Origin of the sequence: Photorhabdus namnaonensis (assembly GCF_001684335.1) — a bacterium.
Taxonomy (GTDB): domain Bacteria; phylum Pseudomonadota; class Gammaproteobacteria; order Enterobacterales; family Enterobacteriaceae; genus Photorhabdus; species Photorhabdus namnaonensis.
Window position 1 is genome coordinate 91,536 of record NZ_LOIC01000005.1, and the last position, 15,486, is coordinate 107,021.

At 38.9% G+C, this 15,486-nt stretch carries 15 protein-coding genes and 3 pseudogenes; 13 read left to right on the forward strand and 5 right to left on the reverse strand.

Going from position 1 to position 15,486, the window contains the following annotated elements:
- The first annotated feature begins 2 nt into the window (after nt 1–2).
- From Phpb_RS00860 to Phpb_RS00900, 9 genes and pseudogenes are all read left to right on the forward strand, one after another.
- Nucleotides 3–959 carry a phage protein gene (locus tag Phpb_RS00860; RefSeq protein WP_065388757.1) on the forward strand — a complete coding sequence of 319 codons (957 nt, stop codon included), beginning with the start codon at nt 3–5 and terminating at the stop codon, nt 957–959.
- Nucleotides 956–1,711: a phage baseplate assembly protein V gene (locus tag Phpb_RS00865; protein WP_065388758.1), complete on the forward strand. Its 756-nt coding sequence runs from the start codon at nt 956–958 to the stop codon at nt 1,709–1,711. The genes Phpb_RS00860 and Phpb_RS00865 overlap by 4 nt, the downstream gene beginning before the upstream one ends.
- Nucleotides 1,708–2,055, forward strand: a complete 348-nt coding sequence (locus Phpb_RS00870; protein WP_065388759.1) for a contractile injection system sheath initiator — start codon at nt 1,708–1,710, stop codon at nt 2,053–2,055. The genes Phpb_RS00865 and Phpb_RS00870 overlap by 4 nt, the downstream gene beginning before the upstream one ends.
- Nucleotides 2,048–3,241: a baseplate J/gp47 family protein gene (locus Phpb_RS00875; protein ID WP_065388760.1), complete on the forward strand. Its 1,194-nt coding sequence runs from the start codon at nt 2,048–2,050 to the stop codon at nt 3,239–3,241. Before Phpb_RS00870 ends, Phpb_RS00875 begins: the two co-directional genes overlap by 8 nt.
- Nucleotides 3,238–3,810 (forward strand): DUF2612 domain-containing protein, encoded by a 573-nt coding sequence (locus Phpb_RS00880; protein WP_065388761.1) that lies wholly within the window; start codon nt 3,238–3,240, stop codon nt 3,808–3,810. Before Phpb_RS00875 ends, Phpb_RS00880 begins: the two co-directional genes overlap by 4 nt.
- A 2-nt stretch (nt 3,811–3,812) precedes the next feature.
- Nucleotides 3,813–5,045 carry a phage tail protein gene (locus Phpb_RS24290; protein ID WP_082302500.1) on the forward strand — a complete coding sequence of 411 codons (1,233 nt, stop codon included), beginning with the start codon at nt 3,813–3,815 and terminating at the stop codon, nt 5,043–5,045.
- A 174-nt stretch (nt 5,046–5,219) separates the two neighbouring features.
- Nucleotides 5,220–5,633: pseudogene (locus Phpb_RS26440) on the forward strand (tail fiber assembly protein).
- Nucleotides 5,634–5,663: 30 nt separating this feature from the next.
- Nucleotides 5,664–6,013, forward strand: a pseudogene (locus tag Phpb_RS24305) (transposase); the annotation flags it as partial.
- Between the two features lie 175 nt (nt 6,014–6,188).
- On the forward strand, nt 6,189–6,929 hold the full coding sequence (locus tag Phpb_RS00900) for a glycosyltransferase family 25 protein (RefSeq protein ID WP_065388764.1): 741 nt from the start codon (nt 6,189–6,191) through the stop codon (nt 6,927–6,929).
- A gap of 611 nt (nt 6,930–7,540) precedes the next feature.
- Here the strand turns inward: Phpb_RS00900 and Phpb_RS26450 are convergent.
- A pseudogene (locus Phpb_RS26450) lies at nt 7,541–8,857 on the reverse strand (phosphoethanolamine transferase family protein).
- Nucleotides 8,858–9,885: 1,028 nt separating this feature from the next.
- Between Phpb_RS26450 and Phpb_RS00915 the strand changes: the two are divergent.
- Complete coding sequence (locus Phpb_RS00915) at nt 9,886–10,680, forward strand: glycosyltransferase family 32 protein (protein WP_065388766.1); 795 nt, start codon at nt 9,886–9,888, stop codon at nt 10,678–10,680.
- A gap of 4 nt (nt 10,681–10,684) precedes the next feature.
- Complete coding sequence (locus tag Phpb_RS00920; protein ID WP_065388767.1) at nt 10,685–11,107, forward strand: glycosyltransferase family 25 protein; 423 nt, start codon at nt 10,685–10,687, stop codon at nt 11,105–11,107.
- A gap of 625 nt (nt 11,108–11,732) precedes the next feature.
- On the opposite strand, the gene Phpb_RS00930 is transcribed toward Phpb_RS00920, so the two are convergent.
- Both Phpb_RS00930 and Phpb_RS00935 read right to left on the reverse strand, forming a co-directional pair.
- Entirely contained in the window at nt 11,733–12,161 is a 429-nt protein-coding gene (locus Phpb_RS00930) for a type II toxin-antitoxin system HicB family antitoxin (protein WP_065388769.1), read from the reverse strand.
- Nucleotides 12,162–12,185: 24 nt separating this feature from the next.
- Nucleotides 12,186–12,368 (reverse strand): type II toxin-antitoxin system HicA family toxin, encoded by a 183-nt coding sequence (locus Phpb_RS00935; RefSeq protein ID WP_046397638.1) that lies wholly within the window; start codon nt 12,366–12,368, stop codon nt 12,186–12,188.
- A gap of 379 nt (nt 12,369–12,747) precedes the next feature.
- Between Phpb_RS00935 and Phpb_RS00940 the strand changes: the two genes are divergently transcribed.
- A complete protein-coding gene (locus Phpb_RS00940; RefSeq protein WP_065388770.1) occupies nt 12,748–13,773 on the forward strand; it encodes a tail fiber protein in 1,026 nt (341 codons plus the stop codon).
- Nucleotides 13,773–14,399, forward strand: coding sequence for a tail fiber assembly protein (locus tag Phpb_RS00945; protein WP_065388771.1), 627 nt, complete (start codon nt 13,773–13,775; stop codon nt 14,397–14,399). Before Phpb_RS00940 ends, Phpb_RS00945 begins: the two co-directional genes overlap by 1 nt.
- Before the next feature lie 48 nt (nt 14,400–14,447).
- Here Phpb_RS00945 and Phpb_RS00950 read toward each other — a convergent pair whose 3' ends face one another.
- Both Phpb_RS00950 and Phpb_RS00955 read right to left on the reverse strand, forming a co-directional pair.
- On the reverse strand, nt 14,448–14,867 hold the full coding sequence (locus Phpb_RS00950) for a tail fiber assembly protein (protein WP_065388772.1): 420 nt from the start codon (nt 14,865–14,867) through the stop codon (nt 14,448–14,450).
- Nucleotides 14,868–14,869: 2 nt separating this feature from the next.
- The coding region (locus Phpb_RS00955) for a gp53-like domain-containing protein (RefSeq protein WP_420848317.1) at nt 14,870–15,486 on the reverse strand (617 nt) is incomplete at its 5' end.

The window sequence follows — 15,486 nt, forward strand, 5'->3', positions numbered from 1 at the left end:
TTATGTCAAAACAATGGATAAGAGAATGCCACCTTATCGTTGTAGACAAAGATGGCGAAAAAGTAAATTTATCAGACCTGAAAATCACATTTAACATTAGCAGAACGGAATCTTCCAATCCTGCTACCGGTATTTTTACTATATATAACCTCAATAACGAAACTAGTAATAAATTACGTAAAAATGAATTTAAAAAGATTAAATTTGTGGCGGGTTACAAGGAGAACTCAGGACAAATATTCTCAGGTCAAATTCAGTATACGTATGTAAAAAGAGACAACGCAACGGATACTTGTGTTGTGATTCATGCAGCGGACGGGGATGAAGCCCACAATTACGCGACCGTGAATACCACTATTGCAGCGGGATATTCGCAAGCGGATTTAGATCATTTGCTAATGCGTGATATTGCCAAATATGGCATTACGGCAGGTCTACGCCCTGAATTCAATCAATCAGCATCCCCTAGGGGAAAAGTACTTTTTGGCATGCACCGCAATGAGGTTTCTAATCTGGCAAAGCAATGTGACGCTAATTGGCGCTATGAAGATAACCAATTACATATTGTACCCAAAAATAAATACTTAACTGAAGCCATTGTCCTTACATCAAAAACAGGTCTTATTGGTATGCCTGAACAAACTATTGGCTCAGGTATTAACGTTAAATGCTTAATTAATCCGAATATCCGCCCTGGTACATTAATTCGACTGGATAACCGCTCAATCAAACCGGTTGATCCGGAGACTAAACAAGCTGCTCAGTCTGGCGATCATAAGGATGCAAAAACACAACCGGCAATATTGGACGCTGACGGTGATTACATTGTCTTCAATGTGGAGTATTCCGGCGATACCCGCGAAACAGAGTGGTACATGACAATAATGTGTATCGCCAAGAGCGATCATACTTTGCTGAATCAATCAACTCATAATAAGGATAAGGCAGAGAGCGAATGATAAATACTGACGAACGACTAAATAGGCCCGAAGCGGTCTTTTTTGCTATGCAAGAAGTCATTAGCGCCGGATTGTATGTCTCCTTGCCTTGCATTATTCAATCATTTGATGCTGATGCGGTAACTGTTACCGCACAACCAGCCATCAGATGGAAAATCAGGAAAAAAGACGGGGAACTGGAATCGGTATCCTTGCCGCTATTAGTGGATGTGCCGGTTATATTCCCGAGGGGCGGTGGCGTGACGTTAACCTTCCCGGTAAGAGCCGGTGATGAATGTCTGGTTGTATTTGCTGATCGTTGCATCGATTATTGGTGGCAATCTGGCGGTGTACAAGAGCCGGTAGATCCCAGGCAGCATAACCTATCCGACGGATTTGCGATTGTTGGCCCACAATCTCAGCAGCAAAAAATAACTAATATCAGCACTAACACCGCGCAACTGAGAAGTGATGATGGTGCGGCGTATATCGAACTCGATCCTAATAGCCATAACATCACGGTTATCACACCGACGAAGCTTACCGCTACAGCCAATGGCAGTACTGAAATCACTTCACCTGAAATCATCCTGAACGGCAACGTCACCATCAACGGCAACTTATCACAAGGCATGGGCGCTGGCGGTGGCACCGCAACCATACAAGGACCTGTCACGGTGAGTAATGATGTAACAGCGGCAGGGATCAGCCTTAAAAACCATATACATAGTGGCGTGCAATCAGGTGGTGGTAAGACGGGGAAACCTCAATGAGATACAGAAGAGAAATTGACAACGACTATGTATTTGGTCGTGGAGAGGCGAGTTTTCTTATCAACTCACCGGAAGCGGTTGCACAAGCAGTGAAAACTCGACTGATGCTGCGTAGTGGCGAATGGTTTCTTGATGACCGAGAGGGAACCGATTACGACAACGTATTGGGTAAAGGAACATCGGGTTTTTATGATTTGGTTATTAGACAACGAATATTGCAAACGCCAGGTGTGGAGAACATCACCCACTACCGTAGTGAAAGAAATCCTGCCACAAGAAAAATCACCATTACAGTCACGATAGACACGATTTATGGACAGACAGGAGTAACTGCTGATGTATGAAAGTATTATCAACACAATGTTACCTGCTATTGATAAAAATGGGATCAATGCTCCTGATTATCAAACCATCTTGAATAGCTGGAAGACGATATTCAGGGATATTTATGGGGACGATATTTACATTGAATCTGACAGTAAAGACGGGGTTTTTTTATCGCTGATAGCCTACGTTATTCACGGTTGTAACAACGCAACTGTTGCCTCCTATAACTCATTTAGCCCGACAACCGCGGTGGGTGAAGGGCTTTCTCGTAATGTCAAAATCAACGGCATCACCAGAAAAAGCTCCAGTAACTCAACGGTGGATGTTTTGGTCACTGGCCGAACGGGCACAGTTATTCGCAACGCTTCCGTCCGAGATGATGCGGGAAACACCTGGTCACTACCGGATGAAGTCATTATAGATACACACGGGCAGGCTATTGTGACCGCGATTTGTCAAAAATCGGGTGCGATTGGCGCATTGCCTCACACGGTTAACCAAATTGCTACGCCAACATTGGGCTGGCAAACCGTGACGAACCCGGTTGCGGCTACACTTGGTCGGGGAATTGAAACCGATATAGAACTGCGGATACGGCAAGCGGTTTCCGTTGCGCTGCCTTCGAGAACCATTATGGATGGACTGATGGGGGCAATTGCCAATCTGCATGGGGTTTCACGTTACCGGGGATACGACAACGACTCGGACAAAACAGATGAAAATGGCATACCTGCACACAGCATTGCACTTGTCATTGATGGTGGAGACTCGAAAGAAATTGCCCGGGCCATTCTGATAAAGAAAACACCGGGTATACCGACATTTGGCACCACCGCGGAAACTATTACCGATGACTATGGCAATAAAAAAACTATTAACTTCTATCGCCCTACACTAGTGCCAATTTACGTTGAAATACACATTAAACCCTTTATCGGATACACATCAGATATTGGTAATAATATTCGCACTGAAGTATCTAACTACATAAAATCTCTTTATATAGGTGATGGAATATATGTTACTCGCTTATTTGTACCGGCAAACTTATGCAATAAAAACGGTGGACAGACATATGAAGTATTATCTGTGATAGTGGGTAAAACAGCATCGACGACAGGAACGGCGAACATTGACATAGCATTTAATCAAGCGCCGACGTGCTCACCTGAAAATATTAAAATAGTTACGGTGCTAGAATGAACAAATATATAAGGTTGATTCCTGCATATCACATGGAAGGTAAAAAATATGTCAGGATGCTTGAAGCTGTGACTGATATTTTCAACCAGAATGCGCTGACAACAGATTTACTGATTAGCAGTTTTGACCTTGATAAAGCGGAGGGTAAACAGCTTGATATTATTGGTGAATGGGTAGGTAGAAATCGAATGATTCAGACCCCAATTGAATCCTATTACTTCTCCTTTGATATTAATGAGTTAGGGTTTGATAGTGGTCAATGGAAAGGGCGATTCGACAGTGATAAAAGTTATATCAAACTGGATGATGATAATTATCGAATTGTCATTAAAGCGAGAATAGGCGCAAATAACTGGGATGGAACGGCTGAATCGCTTAATAACATCCTGAGTTTTATTCATTCAAATAATGGCCTATCGGTATCTTTCGAAGATAACTTGGATATGTCATTCACAGTAACGATTAAAGGAAAATCAATCAGTACAATTACTAAAGAAATCATCCATCAGGGTTATCTCTCGCTTAAACCTATGGGGATAACGGTTAATTACCATATAGTGGAGGGTTAGAAGTGGCTAAAAATGATTTTAAAGCGTTTGCCATTGGTGAAAACGCGAATACTTTGTCACAAGAAGAATATGAAAGTTCAGATTTTATTGAAGAGGGTTTTAAATCAGGAATAGCAAGGAGTGAACGATTAAATAAAGTTTGGCGACAATCATCGGTTATTGCCGCGGTGATAGGGAAGTATATTGCGGAAAAAACCGGTGAAGACGTTATGGATGATGGTGACCTGGAAAAACTCGTAACGCAATTAGATTTAGCATTAAAACATAAAATTACCACGGAAATTCCTGATGCTTCACTGACGCAGAAAGGTATATCGCAACTCAACAGCGCGACAAATTCTGACAGAGAAGATCAAGCGGCGACTCCAAAAGCGGTTCATGACGTTAGAAAAATCGCTGAAAGCAAATTAAGTGGTGTTTCTGATGCCTCATTGATTCAGAAAGGGATTGTACAACTGAGTAGTGCGACAAATAGTGCAAGTGAAACCTTAGCTGCGACGCCAAAGGCAATTAAGGAGGCATACGATTTTGCAAATACGGCAAATGTGGCAGCTAAAAATGCTCATGATGAAGCGAATAGGGCTACAGATAATGCTAACAGTAGATTGGTAAAAAACCAGAATGGCGCAGATATCCCTAATAAAAGTGAGTTTATAAAAAACCTTGGTTTGACGGAAACGGTGGCGTTGGCGAAAAGTGCAGCTAATATCAACACCATTTATCCTGTTGGAATTGTGGTTTGGTTTGCACAAAATAAAAACCCAAATGCACTATTTCCGGGCACTACGTGGAAATATATTGGTGAAAATAGAACAGTTCGGTTAGCTGCTGTAAATGGTTCAAACGTTTTATCAACTGGAGGCAAAGATTATGTCAATTTAACAGCTGATAATTTACCAGCCCATACACACAGTTTCTCAGGAACAACCAGTAGTTTTGATTATGGTATGAAAACAACAAATACCACCGGGAACCATAGTCATAATTTCACCGCGCCCTCTGGGCAATTTGGTAATCCCGTTCATGATCGTGTCTCAGCAAACGACTGTGACGATGGTGTATTTTCATACAATAAATCAGGCTGGATATCCTCTGCTGGAGCGCATTCTCACACCGTGAGTATTGGTGCACATGTACATACGATTTCCGGAATAACAGGTAATACAGGGCGCGGTCAGAATATTAGTGTTACCAATGCTTATGTCATGTTAATGGCGTGGTATCGAATCAGTTAACGATAGGTTTAATCATATGAATACAAACACATCTGGAATCATTAAAATCTATAATTATACGAGTGATGCCCATGAATTAATTGGAGGTTCTGACGGATATTGTGACGAGTCCACGCTATTAATTCCGTACTGCACAATGGAGCTGCCCCACCAGCAGCTAAACATGGTTACGCTATTACGTTTGATTCTACCTCTCAAGAATGGCGCTATCATGAGGACCATCGTTGGGCGGTTGTTTACGATACTAAAACAGGACAAGAAATCATTATTGAACGGTTGGGGAGTCTACCATCAAAGGTGACCAGCCAATCACCAACCAGTGATTTTGACGTCTGGAATGGTCAATCATGGGAAAAATCCCTGCAACGTGAACGGGCAGCTCTGGTTTCACAAACTGAAAATTTGAAAAAAACTTTGCTTGTTGACGCCACCTCAACTATAGCTCCACTATAGGGCGCTGTTGATTTAGGTATGGCAACCGATACAGAGAAATCTATAATAACCAAATGGCATAAATACCGGAGGCGGCTCAATCGAGTGGATTGCTCTACCGCGCCTGATATCCAATGGCCGGAACAGCCTAAGTAATATAAGTAATAACAGGGGCTTATTGCCCCTCAGACCATCAATGATTACAACATTTGCTGTTTTTTCAATGAAATAAGAAGGTCTTATCCTAACTATCATCAAAAAATTCATCTTATTGTGGATGGCGCAGGCTACAACAAAGCTCATCTTGTAAAGGATTGGGCTTATGTTAGCAATATTGAGTGACATTACCTTCCGCCATACAGCCCAAATTTAAACCCGATAGAGCTATCATGGAAGGTCATGAATGAACATGTTCGAAATAACCGTTATTTCGAAACAAAGTATTCAAATTTTTCACCACAACGCTACCTGATATAGCGGACTCGTTGACGTCTAGAATTAACGACCATTTTCAAGTGCTAAAAACTGCATTTTGAAGTTTCTTGGGTATAGTGACATAGAGGCATTATGACAATAAAATTCAGTTTGTTGGTAGTGCATCAGTAATGATGCAAAATTCGGGTTAATATTTTTTTGAAATTTAGCTACTTGTCTGAGGATTGTTCCATATGGTAGCCTGTTATTAAATAGAGTTAAATCATAGAGTGTATTATGAAAACGTTTGTCATTAATCTAAAGAAAGATGTAGGACGAAAAAAATCGATACAAGAACAACTACAAAAAATAAATCTTGATGCTGAATTTGTAACCGCAGTGTATGGAAAAGAGCAGGGTAAGGAACAACTCTGGAAGTATTGCCCTAACTTTAATGAGATGACACTCACACTAGGTGAAGTTGGGTGTTCACTGAGCCATTTAAATACATACAAAAAAATCATAGACAATAGAATCCCCCTATCTCTCATCCTAGAGGATGACGTGACTTTCAACGAAAATCTAACCACAGTATTATCATCTCTGGAAAACCATCCTATGGCTTTAAGTCCAACCCCCTATGTTTTTTTGCTAAATACGACTAATGAATATTTCGATTCATTCAAAAAGCCTCTGACTGATAACCATAATATTGTTAGTGTAATCGATGCAGCATGCGCTTATGGGTATGTGTTGAATTTAGCCGCAGCAAAAAAATTATATCAATACTTGCTGCCTGTAAGATTTGTTGCTGATGAATGGAAGATGTTAAGAGAACAAGGTGTTATCAAACTAAAAGGTGTTATTCCCCCTGTTGTTAATGCTTCATTTCACTCCTTAAATTCATCAATCGGAGAGCGAGTATATTCGTCAACAAAATTTGACGAAAAGAATAGGAAAAGATCCATCTTTACTCAAATAAAGTTAGCTTTATGGCGAGTTTTTATTCGCCCCTGGCTTAGGAAAGTTAGACCTTAGCCTGAAATAACTAAGGTCACTTTAAATCAAACAGTACGATACCATCCCATTATCATAATATATGTGTTAGTTATGTTAATGGATGAGTCTCCACCTGTGCTTGATGTTATACCACTTTCTGTACATAGTACTTTTCATCACATTTAAAATGTTTATGAATGAAATCTAAAACAACGGGGTGTGTTGCTAATCCCCCACCGTACATACTGTAGCATTGACGATAATCATCAATGCTAGCTTCTTTCCACCCAAACAGAGATAATAATGTTTTCATCTAAAAAATTTATCCATTAAATAGTTCATAATAACAGCGCTCACGTATTTATAAATCAAGTCCGACACATATCCTGTCTGTATTTTTCATAATATGAAATTCATTCAGGGATTTTATCTTCCGGCAATGAGCTATATTTCATGATGTTATTACTAAAGTTCAGAACATCATCTTGATTTTCACATATTTCATTAGACAGCATTTTGCAATTTTCAGGTATTGTAGGCTCTTTGATACCTGTCCACTCTGAGAATAGTGTTAAGAAGTTCATTGAATTGCGTTGAACGTTAATAATATTACGTGACGTATCATCGTAAGAGGTAATAAACATAGGAACCTAATAATTCTGCTTATATTTATCATTATGAGCAAGCCTCATTTTCTTAGTATCTTTCTCAAAGAAAGAAACGCCATGATCGGCAAAATACATTAAAGACCAATTCTTCTCATTTTTCTGTGCCTCATCAGCAATTATTGATAGCAAGTTATCAGTGTTTTCAATACCCTGTATATAGCAAGAGACCTGTTCTGACTTAAAGAATACCTTGTATTCATAATTTGTTCTGATACAAGCAGGGGAGTGAGAACCCATTAAATGGATAACAATTAGCTTCTTTTCTTTCTTATCTTCTAAGGCTTTTGTCATGATTGGTATTATATTTGTATCAGGAATATTTATGTTAAGACCAGAACTGGATTCACCTTTTTTAATAAATAATGGAGAATCAGCCCTTGCTCCCATACTGGCAACCGGAGTATCAAATATCCCCATAGAACCTTGATTTGATATCTAGTAGGTATAAAAACCAGCTTTTTTTGCTAATGTCACAATATTATTGCTTAAAATATTTTTACCATCTTTGACCATTGCTAGTGAGTTTGCCAATGATATCTGGGTCGATGGACCTGCTGAGATATAATTTGTAAAAAGCGTCCCATTGGCAGCGCCCATAAAAGGAGTATTGTGTATCGGGAATCCATATGCATTCATAAAATCTCTACGTACACTTTCTCCAATCACAACAATGTAGGTGCTATATTTTGGCTCTGTCGATACCGTTCCCCACGTATCTTTCTCACTTAGTATTTGTTGCATTTTTTTATATTCACTTTTTACCCTTATAAAGTTGATAGTGACATCTTTAACTACTCTAATTTCAGGAAGCCCAGAGTTAAGGATATTGAATTCCTCACCCTGTATAAAAGCTTTTAAAGGGTGATGTATTATCGTAATTAACGTAAAAGAGAATAGAAAAATGTTAATATTTTTATGCAGATTAATGTTTATTTTCAAAGACAACAAGCAAAAGATCAGGATAAACGTACTAAAAAGATAGTATTCAATTGGAATAGAAGAAATAAATTCACTAGCTTCTTGTTCGTTTGTATAGAATAACGAAAGAATTGAGTTGAAGTTTGGTGAACCATATGTAAGCCCGATAATAGGAGCATAAACAAGCGCTACTATACCAAGAACGATAAGCAGGGGCCTGTAAACCACAGTGACTTTGTTTAGCAATAGAAAAATAAAGAATATAGCGAATACATACGCTATTTTTAAGCGATAACCTAGAGCCATATGAGCTAAAAGGCAAAAGATGAAGAGTGCAACAACTGGTAGCAGCTTGATTAGGTGGTTTTTTGTAAGTTTCATATTTATTTATCAATAGAGCATCGTGTAATAGTAAAACGGAGATTAGCTTTCCAAAAACAAAAAAACGTAGATTCAATTTCTTCATCCAGACGAATTTTCTATTAATACTATACTATGGATTTTTTATTATGTGAATAAGATAAATTTTAGTCTTATTTTAAAACTGAATCCTTTACTTTCAATATAAAAAAACCATATAACGCAGAAGTATCACCATAACCCCAGTATAGGAAAGTACATATAATATGCCACGCGCTAATAAATCATAATGGCAAGATAAAGTAAACAAAACAGCTATTAAATATATTTGCGGCTAATTTTTAGCGTATTTATTCCTATTGAATATTTTGAAAAACTGGTTTAACAAGGCTTTCAATGAGTACGGGTATAGTTTATTGCTATCACATCAAAAGCGCACAGCGAACAGGCAACCGAGAAAAGATCATGAACACATGCCACAACACATTTACAAGTGGGCTATGGTGAGTTGATAGGATTGCTGATATATTCCGAGAGTCTATAATAGGTTCATGAGGGAATGTCATGTATTTTGAAGGCTTTGGATGGTATGTGTTTATGTCTCTTTTCGTATGCGGTTGGATCACTGTCCCCGTCGGGCTAATATCTTCCTATGCTGCATATAAATACAAGAATCCAATAATTAAGATTATATGTACGCTAATAGCGTTAGTATTTCTAGTTCCTGTAATTGCCTTTTTATTGGGTTCGATGGGATTAGTTGAATTTTGAATCATGAAATTTTATCAATTACCCACTCTTTCCACCCCATTTATCATTGATACCATAAGGAATATCCGGTAAACATCTAAGGTTCTCATGAGAAATGAAGAGCTGCTCTAAGATGGAAGAAGATTATGAAATTGTGGGAAGAGAGGCTATTGAGGTTACGAGGTGTGGGATTAATTACCTTAATTAGGCTTTTTTAAGTGTTGATAGCAGAGTGATCTAACAAACAGAATCCGATATACTACTTATAAATGAAACTTGTTTAACTTTTGAGGTAGAAAATGATACCTAAGAAAATTCATTATGTATGGGTTGGTAATCAACCAAAATCCGAGCTGATACTTAAATGTATTGAAAGCTGGAAGAAACACCTTCCTGATTATGAGATAATCGAATGGAACAACGAGAAATTTGAAAGAATAAAAAATAAATATTCAGAACAAGCATATCAGAACAGAAAATGGGCATTTGTTTCTGACTACGTTAGACTTTATGCATTGTATCATGAAGGTGGCATCTACTTAGATACTGATGTGGAGGTCACCAATAATCTAGATCAATTTCTTCATCTGAATTTCTTTAGTGGTTATGAAAATTATCATGGCAATGTCTTACCGATTACATCCGCAACTATAGGAGCTAAAGCTGGTAATTCTATTATTGCTGATTTATTAAGTTATTATGAAAATGCTGATTTTGAAACCTCAGATGGTCTTGATCTTCAACCAAATACAGTTCGTATAGGCCGATATTTTTCTGAAAAATTCGGGCTTCAAGCACCTTACAACAGCTCTCAAGAAACATTACTAGATGAAAAGTCTATCATTTACCCTTCGTATTATTTCTGTGTTCCAGAATATGAATTAGAAAATTTTTCTATTCATCTATTTAATGGTTCGTGGTGTCCTTCTCACTCTCGCAAGGATAAATTAAAATTTTTTAATAAATTCATTTTATCTCGGTTTATCAGATTAAGATATACTGGCGAACTTCAAGTCACATCAAAAGAAAAGATATTACTCAAAATTCCAGTGTCTAAAACAAAGCAGTATGTATTAATAATTAGAAGGGAGTGAAAACATGAAAGTATTCATTATTAATTTAAAAAGAAATATAGAACGCAAAGAAACTATGAGACAACAGTCTAATAAAATTGGGTTACAAGTGGAATTTATAGAGGCTATTTATGGTGAGTCAATGAATAATGAAGAATTAACAAAAATTGTATACGATTATCCCAATTGCAAACTAACTAAAGGTGAGATAGGTTGCTCATTAAGTCATTTATTTATATATGAAAAAATGCTAAGGGAAAATATCTCTCATACACTTATTTTGGAAGATGATGCTATATTACCAAATAAAATCCATAATGTAATATCAGAGATAGAAAGCATAGATGACATAAAAAAACCAAATGTATATTTACTCAACAAGGTTGAAACGTATATTAATAACAAAAAAAATAAAGTCGAATGCATTAGATATATATCAAACGTATGAAGCTAGCGGTACGCACGGGTATTTAATCAATAAAACAGCAGCGAAAGAGTTATTAGAAAAACTTCAACCAATAAAATATGAAGCTGATATGTGGGGAATATTTAGATTTAGAAATTTCATAAACTTGTATTGCATTATTCCTCATGTTATTAATACATCTGATGAACATAAATCTGACTCATTAATTGAAAAAGAAAGAAATGTATTAAGAGAAGAAAGAGAACATTATCGACATAAATTAAAAAAACAAGAACCAAATTACCAATTTTATAGATTGAAAGATCTACTCCTCAGGAAATTCATCTACAAAATAGAAAATGTTATATACCCTATGGATTTCAAGACGCATCGCGACGGCTAGGGAGAGAATTCCCGGGAGCATAGCAAACTATGTGACCGGGGTGAGCAAGTGCAGCCAACAAAGAGGTAGCTTGAAAGATGACGGGTATATAAACAGGAAATCCAAACGGACTGTATAAGCAGCTCTTTATTTGTGGCTTTTGGGACCCATGAAGAAGGTGCAGCACCTATCATTCGGGCTTTACGCTCATACGACAGTATAAAAGATTCACAATGCATCAATTAAGTGTTTTTTTGAACTATGGCGCATCCATGCACCATAGCGCTACCTAAGTTCATGTCTTGCTGCTTCAGCTAAAAAGTGACTTCTATCTCGATATTGTGTCGGACTTTCTTTGACGCGATTATCAATACGCTGAATAAGCGTATCGGGTAATGAGATATTAATACGCTGCTGCTTTCCCGAAAATTCAGACAAATCAACATCAATAACAAACCAACTATCAATGTATTGATATTCTGTGTTTTTTGCGTAGACCAGATAGCCAGAATCCTGAATTTGTTCAACGGCTCTACTGCTTGCAACCATATCTTCAACCGTTAACAAGATAGCTTCACGTGCCATTATCGCAATGTCTTCTTTACTATCAGCGGCAGAAAAACAGCCATAATCTTCGGTACACAACGCAGGAATAACCAAACCATATGCTGTGTTTTCATCTTTCGGCAACTCAACACCTACTGAAAAAAACATAATGACCTCCAAAGTCGGCGGGGACTAAATCCCCGCCATTTTCTTTATAGATTTGACTGTGCCGATAGGCAGATCTTTTTTGGGATGCGGTACCGGGAACGTCTTTCCGGTTATAGGTGACCACCAAATTTGGTGACTACCTCCGTTATGCCTTCTAAGTTCACACCCAGCAGCAGTCAGCTCTTTTATTAGGTCAGTTGATTTCATATATCCTCCCAACCTGACATCATAATACACACGCATACACACAAAGTAAATTTATTTATCTCAAGCAAATGATGTCGAAAAAATGGCCAGAAGAGTTTGTTAATGCGTGATGTTGCAAAGCAACAGGTCTATTAAACGTATTGTTTGGGGCACACCGTGATGAAATTTCTGAACTGGTGTAAGGCAATATGATGTTAATTTCCTTGCTGATTTATCATCCAAAATGTGCTCGTAATTTCTACATGATTAATATCTTTCTCTCTAATTCGCCACTTTGGTTATTTATTGATACGTAAATATACGCGATGTTTACCATATCTAGCCCCGTTTAACACTTTAAAAAGCTGGGTTGGTAAGAGTTGCGGCAAATTAATGAGTTATGGCAAACCTTGGTTTGACGGAAACGGTGAGTTTGGCTAACAACGCGGTACCGGGCAACCGGAAAATTAATGGCAAGGTATTGAGTGGGGATATCGATATTACCTCTCAAGATATCTTTAATGGGCAAGCAATATCGATCCCTGGCAAAGCCGATTTAAATGATTATCAAACGCCAGGACTTTATTATCAGGGTTTGAATATACAAGCGACAGCCGGTAAAAACTATCCCGAAGCATCCGCTGGTTCTCTTGTTGTTTTACAGGCCGCTGGCACGATTCAACGTTATTTTGTCTATAATAGTAGTCGGATATATACACGGGCTTTATACCCGTGGAGCGGTCCGGGATGGACACCTTGGGCACTGGAATATAACACGCAGAATAAACCCACTGCCGGGGATGTGGGGGCATTTCCTGCTGCTGTCTCAGTTAACAACATCCCGGGACGCTCATTTATTGGCCCTTTCTCAGGGGAAGGAAATGCAAGATGGGCAAAAGGCATCAACATCGGACAGCTATCCGACGTTGGTCAGATATATATTACTGCTGACGGTGTGCTACACGCATATTTTCTAAATTCAAATGGGGATGTAGCGGGCGGTGAGATAGGTGGTTACCCAGTCGGTGCTCCTATTCCTTGGCCGTTACCGAATGTGCCTGCTGGCTATCTCGCATGCAATGGTCAATCATTTAATAAATCCCAGTACTCACGATTAGCAGCGGCATACCCATCCGGCGTATTACCCGATTTGCGGGGTGAATTTATCCGGGGCTGGGATAATAACAGGGGGAGTGATCCGGGACGTGCAGCTTTGTCTTCTCAAACCGGACAAGCCCCTGTATCTGCAATCGCCGGTTACTGGGATAACGAAAACTGGAGGAATGGAAAACACAGAGAAACTGGGTTTTTAGCAGCGACAGGGACTAATAAGGGGGACTGGCATAACATTATTCAAGAATATGAAAATCAGAGAGAAACCCGCCCCCGCAATATTGCATTTAACTACATAGTGAGAGCAGCATAATGATAGAGCAAAAATATTCTTTAGAACCGGAAATTGCAATCTTAGGTAAAGATGGATTAGCAGAAAAAGCGGGCTGGCTGACAATCTACCATGCAGCGCCTCATTCAAGGGAATTTATCGGCGCAACGCCAGAATACCTGATGGAGGGGACAGGAATACCGGCCAGTTCCTATACAGATGCTCCGATACTTCCCAAATCCGATTCTACAGCTGTTAGACGTACAGCAGACGGAAATCACTGGGAAATTGTTCCCGATTACCGTGGAAAAACGGCTTACAATACACAAACTCGCCTACCGCAAGAAATTACTGAGCTGGGTGAATTACCCGAAAACCTGACATTCGAACAACCAGTTACTCATTTTGATCGATGGGATGGCTCAAAGTGGGTGACTGACAAAGCAGCAATAAAGGATAGTGAGATTGAGCAGGCAGAGCAACTGCGCGGTACACTGTGTACACAAGCTAATGAAACTATTAAGTTGCTCCAATATGCTGTTGATACTGGATTGGCTTCGGAAGAAGAACAGGCACTGTTACTTGAATGGAAAAAATATTTGGTATTACTGAGCAGAGTTGACACTTCATTGTCCCCTGATATTAAGTGGCCTGAGATGCCAGAATAACAAAATAATAGGGGCTGCTCATGCAGCCCGATACAAAAATACATATCACTATGGCTTTTTAGGCCAACTAATGTCTGGTGCTGATGTAACATCAATACGACTTAGTGATATTTGGTATTTTTTCCAAGCTACTAATTGTGCTTTTTCCTCATCATTTGCCATATTTAGATCAATAGCATCTTGTAATGGTGCGATTTGGTTTGTTGCTTCAGCTATTAATTGCTGCTTTTGAAGTTTAGCCTGTTGCTGCAATTCTTCTTTTGTGGGGGGAGGGATATCCGCCCATTCCGGTAAACCATTTTTACCTGCTATTCGGTATTTACCCTCAGGGGGAATGCTGCCAGCAAACTCAATGAAAACAGCTTCATCAACTTTCACCGCATCGTTTGGAAATGAACCGGCATTGATGTAATCTTGTTTCCATTCGATCGGATAAAATGCATTAGTTGTTGCACTGTAATAATACATAATTAATACCCCACTGCGAACCAATATGACCAGATCTCTTGCGAATATGCAACGTAAACAAAACCAGAATTGCTTTTTACGTCTGCAACAATATTTGAACTAGAGTTGCTATAAGCATTACCTAGCGTCAATTGTATGTTAAAGCACGCATTTGGGTATACAATTGGAAAGTTAACAGCGGTTTTATTATTTTTTCTTTCAACCAATCCCCACTGATAAATTATTCCAGTATCACCACATTTCCACCAACCATTTGAGGCTTTTAAAGCTGTATTTTTATTACCCCTCGCATCAACACGATTGTCAACTTCTACTTTCGAATACACTCCTAAGTTACTAAGTGGAATTGAAATATTCGCGGTCCCATCAAATGGCACTCCTGCAATCGTCCTGATCGCCGCTAACTTATTTGCAGCTACAGCAGTACCTCCAACAGGCAAAGCCCCTAATTCTCCGGGAGAGGGCTTATTTATAGAACTATATACACGAATACTTGGATATTCATACATCCCTTTGCCGGAAATAGACCCGGTTGCATCCACATCCCCATTTAAAATCCCCCCCGTTTTAGGATACGCACTTTTCGCCAATTCCACCGTTTCCACTAAACCAAGGTTTT

What these genes read in the sequence shown, in the direction of transcription:
- Phpb_RS00860 (WP_065388757.1), top strand. Translation starts at nt 3, where the DNA reads ATGTCAAAACAATGGATAAGAGAATGCCACCTTATCGTTGTAGACAAA.
- Phpb_RS00865 (WP_065388758.1), top strand. Translation starts at nt 956, where the DNA reads ATGATAAATACTGACGAACGACTAAATAGGCCCGAAGCGGTCTTTTTT.
- Phpb_RS00870 (WP_065388759.1), top strand. Translation starts at nt 1,708, where the DNA reads ATGAGATACAGAAGAGAAATTGACAACGACTATGTATTTGGTCGTGGA.
- Phpb_RS00875 (WP_065388760.1), top strand. Translation starts at nt 2,048, where the DNA reads ATGTATGAAAGTATTATCAACACAATGTTACCTGCTATTGATAAAAAT.
- Phpb_RS00880 (WP_065388761.1), top strand. Translation starts at nt 3,238, where the DNA reads ATGAACAAATATATAAGGTTGATTCCTGCATATCACATGGAAGGTAAA.
- Phpb_RS00900 (WP_065388764.1), top strand. Translation starts at nt 6,189, where the DNA reads ATGAAAACGTTTGTCATTAATCTAAAGAAAGATGTAGGACGAAAAAAA.
- Phpb_RS00915 (WP_065388766.1), top strand. Translation starts at nt 9,886, where the DNA reads ATGATACCTAAGAAAATTCATTATGTATGGGTTGGTAATCAACCAAAA.
- Phpb_RS00920 (WP_065388767.1), top strand. Translation starts at nt 10,685, where the DNA reads ATGAAAGTATTCATTATTAATTTAAAAAGAAATATAGAACGCAAAGAA.
- Phpb_RS00930 (WP_065388769.1), bottom strand. Translation starts at nt 12,161, where the DNA reads ATGTTTTTTTCAGTAGGTGTTGAGTTGCCGAAAGATGAAAACACAGCA.
- Phpb_RS00935 (WP_046397638.1), bottom strand. Translation starts at nt 12,368, where the DNA reads ATGAAATCAACTGACCTAATAAAAGAGCTGACTGCTGCTGGGTGTGAA.
- Phpb_RS00940 (WP_065388770.1), top strand. Translation starts at nt 12,748, where the DNA reads ATGGCAAACCTTGGTTTGACGGAAACGGTGAGTTTGGCTAACAACGCG.
- Phpb_RS00945 (WP_065388771.1), top strand. Translation starts at nt 13,773, where the DNA reads ATGATAGAGCAAAAATATTCTTTAGAACCGGAAATTGCAATCTTAGGT.
- Phpb_RS00950 (WP_065388772.1), bottom strand. Translation starts at nt 14,867, where the DNA reads ATGTATTATTACAGTGCAACAACTAATGCATTTTATCCGATCGAATGG.